Here is a 3,297-nt window from a genome sequence, read left to right as displayed (position 1 = left end):
AGTGAGTTGTAGAAGATGAACTCGAGGATCACGCGGTGACCGCCCTGCTGTCCAGCACGACCACCCCGCTACACCACTATGAGGGACTCAACTGTGTTTTGACCTTCCTCAATGGCGTTGATCGTGCCGGCGACGTCGTAGTCGAGGCGATACTTTTGGATGCCACTTACGCGGTCGTTGGAGCCGTCGGGGGCGCCGATGGAGAACTTGGTTTTGCCGTTCGTCTCGCTCTCGCGCCAGATCGATGCCGGCGCACCCGACGGCGAGATCACTCGCTCCCCGCTCACCTCGTAGACACGGATCTTGTCCGGATCCGGGTCATAGCCCATTGCAGTGACGAGTGTCCGGTAGAACCCCAGTCCCTTTCGGGTGCCGAAGTTCCAATCAAAGGTCTCGGTGATGTGCGCCTTCCCGGAGGCATCGAGCGTGATGTCGACCTTGAGGTTCTTGATCGAATCCTTGCTGGTGTCAGCACTCGCCGGCAGGGCGGCAAGGGGAATTAGAACCAGCAGCGCGGTGGCCAGGGTCATAACGGTTCGGATGAGCTGGTGCCCCAGGCGAGTCATGGTCAGCATTGTTCCCTATCGAGACGAATACGGCGCCATCGAGGCCATGACATGTCGCTCAATCATACGAAGCACCAGAGCGATCGGCGAGAGCGATGCCGCGCCAATCCCAGAAATCTTCGGCATACTTCCACGAGCAACCATGCGAGAACCGATGCGAGAAAACAGGGTGAGGACCGCGGCAGCAGGCCGGATAAATAGTGCAGCCCCCAGTCGCGGTCCGACCCGGTGACACGACTTCGGTCGGTCCGCGGAATCGAAACGCGTCTGCCAACGGAGAAACCAAGCTGACGTTACTCGCGAGCTGGTTGCGTATTGCTGCGAGGTCAGTTCGCCTATCGGCGGCAACCCAACGGCGGATCGCCTCGGGGGTGTGGGTAAGCGCATCGTTCTGCGTTGTCGTCATGACGCCACAGCATGCGCTAAGTACGGGATTTGATCGCCTTTACCAACCGCGCATGAGCAGCAAAGCTGGCTCGCATCCTCATTGGTGAATGGAAGCTCACAATCACGTGGGTGTCGTACTCGCCATAGTAGAACATGTGCGTCGCGGTAAACCCGAGGCCACCTGCGGGGCTCGGGTAACCGCGCATCCAGGGCGCGAGCCCGGAAAACTTCAGTCGCACCATTCCGGCTCCGTAGTGAATGCCGGGATAGAACCGGTGGCGTGGCTCGCCGAGATAGTCGAGCCAGACCGTATCGCACAGCGCCCCCGTATGAAGTGCGCGCTGGAAGCGCACCAAATCGGCGGCGTTTGAGACTCCCCCGATCCCGCTGGTCCACGTGAGATTCGGCAGCAGCATTTTCGATACGTCCCCGCTGGAGCGATCAAGATAGATCGGGGCGAGCGAGGTCGCAAGGTTCTCCCGCACCGCTCCTGTAGCACCGACCCAGCTCGCGGTATCGGCCATACTGGCGGGCTCGAAAATCCGCGTAGCAAGGAGATTGCTGTAGGCATCCCCGGCGCTGTCTTCCGCAATCCGAATGAGAAGCAGGTAGGCCGTATCGGTATATCGGAACCGCTCCCCTGGCCGGGCGAGGGGTGGCAGGGCGGCGACCTCTTCGAGGAGCTCGCGAGTCGTCCACTGCCGCTCATGGTTGGATCGAATATTAGCCAAGGAGCAGGCCGTGTCAAGGCCTCGCGGCGGGAAAAACACGTCCGGCAGACCAGCAGTGTGGGTCAGCAGGTGCTCGATAGTGATATCGCGTCCCGCAACCACGCCTCGCGCGACGGGCAGGTATTCCACCACGTCGCTCGGCAGCACCTGTCCGATCGGGGTCGCAGGGCTGACGTCGCCCCGCCCGAAAAGTTGCGCCGTGAGGGTCGCGATGAAGACTTTATCGATACTCGCAATCCAGAACGGTTGCGTGGGGTCACCGACCGACAACGAAAGCTGCGGGCCTGCAACGTGGACGAGGGGTGGGGTGGGAACTGTTCGAGTGGCCTGTTTTGTCAGGCGCTCGATGAGCGAGTCGACCGCCGTCACTGCATTCATGGGCACCATTGTGCCCTACGAAAACAAGGTTCAAACCAAAAGGTTTGAACCTTGTTTTACGACGTGGGCCCGGAGGGACTCGAACCCCCGACCAACTGGGTGTAAACCAGCTACTCTAACCAACTGAGCTACAGGCCCGGCCCGGCATTGCTGCCGGCTCGGATGGATACTTTACACTCCGCGGGCGCGCACGACCAATCGCATAGCGAGCCAGTCTTTTGCGCCGTCAACACTCGCTGATGCATGCATTCCTGCGTTGGTGGCAGCGTCTTCCACATCGGCTGCTTGGACCTGTCCAGGGCGGCCGGCCTTCGGGCTGAGCACCCAGATATCTCCACCGTCATCGAGATTAGCTGCCGCGTCGGTTAGCAGGTCCGTCAGATCATCAGCGTCGCCGTCATCCGAACGCCACCAGATGATGGCGGCATCGGTGGTTTCGGCGAAGTCTTCGTCAGCAAGCTCTTCACCCGTGACCCTCTCTATGGATTCGCGGAGCGCCATATCGACGTCCTCGTCGTAGTAGAACTCCTGTACAACCTGACCGGGGGTGAATCCGAACTTATGCGCTGCCTCAGAATCAGTGCGGGATGGCACTGCCGTACTCCTATCGCTTTCGAGGCTCGCAGCGGACTTAGCGTTGAGCATGCCCCTACAGTAGACGAGAGTCGGTGGTATTCGCCACGGTGATTTGCCAAACATGACAAAAGTCCCGTATCTGGTCGACAATGGGAGATGAATCCGGTCGGCGCGCGCAGCCGCGCGATCGACGAACCACGAAGTGAAAGCGAGGTTCTCCGTGCCCCAACGTGATGAGTCCCAGCCCCTCATTAATGGGCTACTTAGCCAAATCGGAGACATCGATACCGAGGAAACCGACGAATGGCTCGATTCGCTCGATGCTCTTATCGATGATCGGGGTGGACCACGGGCACGGTACGTGCTGCTCTCGATGCTGAAGCGTGCCCGAGAGCGCAACGTGACGATCCCGTCATCGCTCACCACCCCCTACGTCAATACGATCGGCGTCCACGAAGAGCCTTACTTCCCCGGCGACGAAGCCATGGAGCGCACCTACCGGCGCTGGCTTCGGTGGAATGCTGCGGTCATGGTGACGCGCGCGCAGCGCGAAGGCGTCGGCGTGGGGGTCAAGTCCCTTGTAGTGGTGTAACGGCGTTTTCCTCTCGTTTGGGGTTTTAGCTTGCTAGTGCGGGCGTGTCGGTATCGGTCATGGTCGT

The 3,297-nt window shown here is 60.4% G+C and carries 3 protein-coding genes, 1 tRNA gene and 1 pseudogene; 1 reads left to right on the top strand and 4 read right to left on the bottom strand.

Annotated elements, in window-relative coordinates; all coding sequences use genetic code 11:
- Positions 1–68 precede the first annotated feature (68 nt).
- The 4 genes from BSZ39_RS12430 to BSZ39_RS12415 form a co-directional block, all read right to left on the bottom strand.
- On the bottom strand, positions 69–566 hold the full coding sequence (locus BSZ39_RS12430) for a DUF2207 domain-containing protein (protein WP_158025206.1): 498 nt from the start codon (positions 564–566) through the stop codon (positions 69–71).
- A gap of 422 nt (positions 567–988) precedes the next feature.
- Positions 989–2,062: a serine hydrolase domain-containing protein gene (locus BSZ39_RS12425; RefSeq protein ID WP_158025204.1), complete on the bottom strand. Its 1,074-nt coding sequence runs from the start codon at positions 2,060–2,062 to the stop codon at positions 989–991.
- A 64-nt stretch (positions 2,063–2,126) separates the two neighbouring features.
- A tRNA-Val gene (locus tag BSZ39_RS12420) sits at positions 2,127–2,200 on the bottom strand.
- A gap of 33 nt (positions 2,201–2,233) precedes the next feature.
- The gene (locus tag BSZ39_RS12415) at positions 2,234–2,707 is read right to left on the bottom strand and encodes a DUF3052 domain-containing protein (protein ID WP_083603352.1); all 474 of its coding nucleotides are present in this window, start codon (positions 2,705–2,707) and stop codon (positions 2,234–2,236) included.
- Positions 2,708–2,858: 151 nt separating this feature from the next.
- Here BSZ39_RS12415 and BSZ39_RS12410 point away from each other — a divergent pair.
- A pseudogene (locus BSZ39_RS12410) lies at positions 2,859–3,206 on the top strand (pyruvate dehydrogenase (acetyl-transferring), homodimeric type); the annotation flags it as partial.
- Positions 3,207–3,297: the final 91 nt, after the last annotated feature.

Source organism: Bowdeniella nasicola, assembly GCF_001907295.1.
In the GTDB taxonomy this organism is placed as follows: Bacteria; Actinomycetota; Actinomycetes; order Actinomycetales; family Actinomycetaceae; genus Bowdeniella; species Bowdeniella nasicola.
Note: the sequence above shows the minus strand (reverse complement) of the source record. Positions and strands in the feature narration are given on the sequence as shown.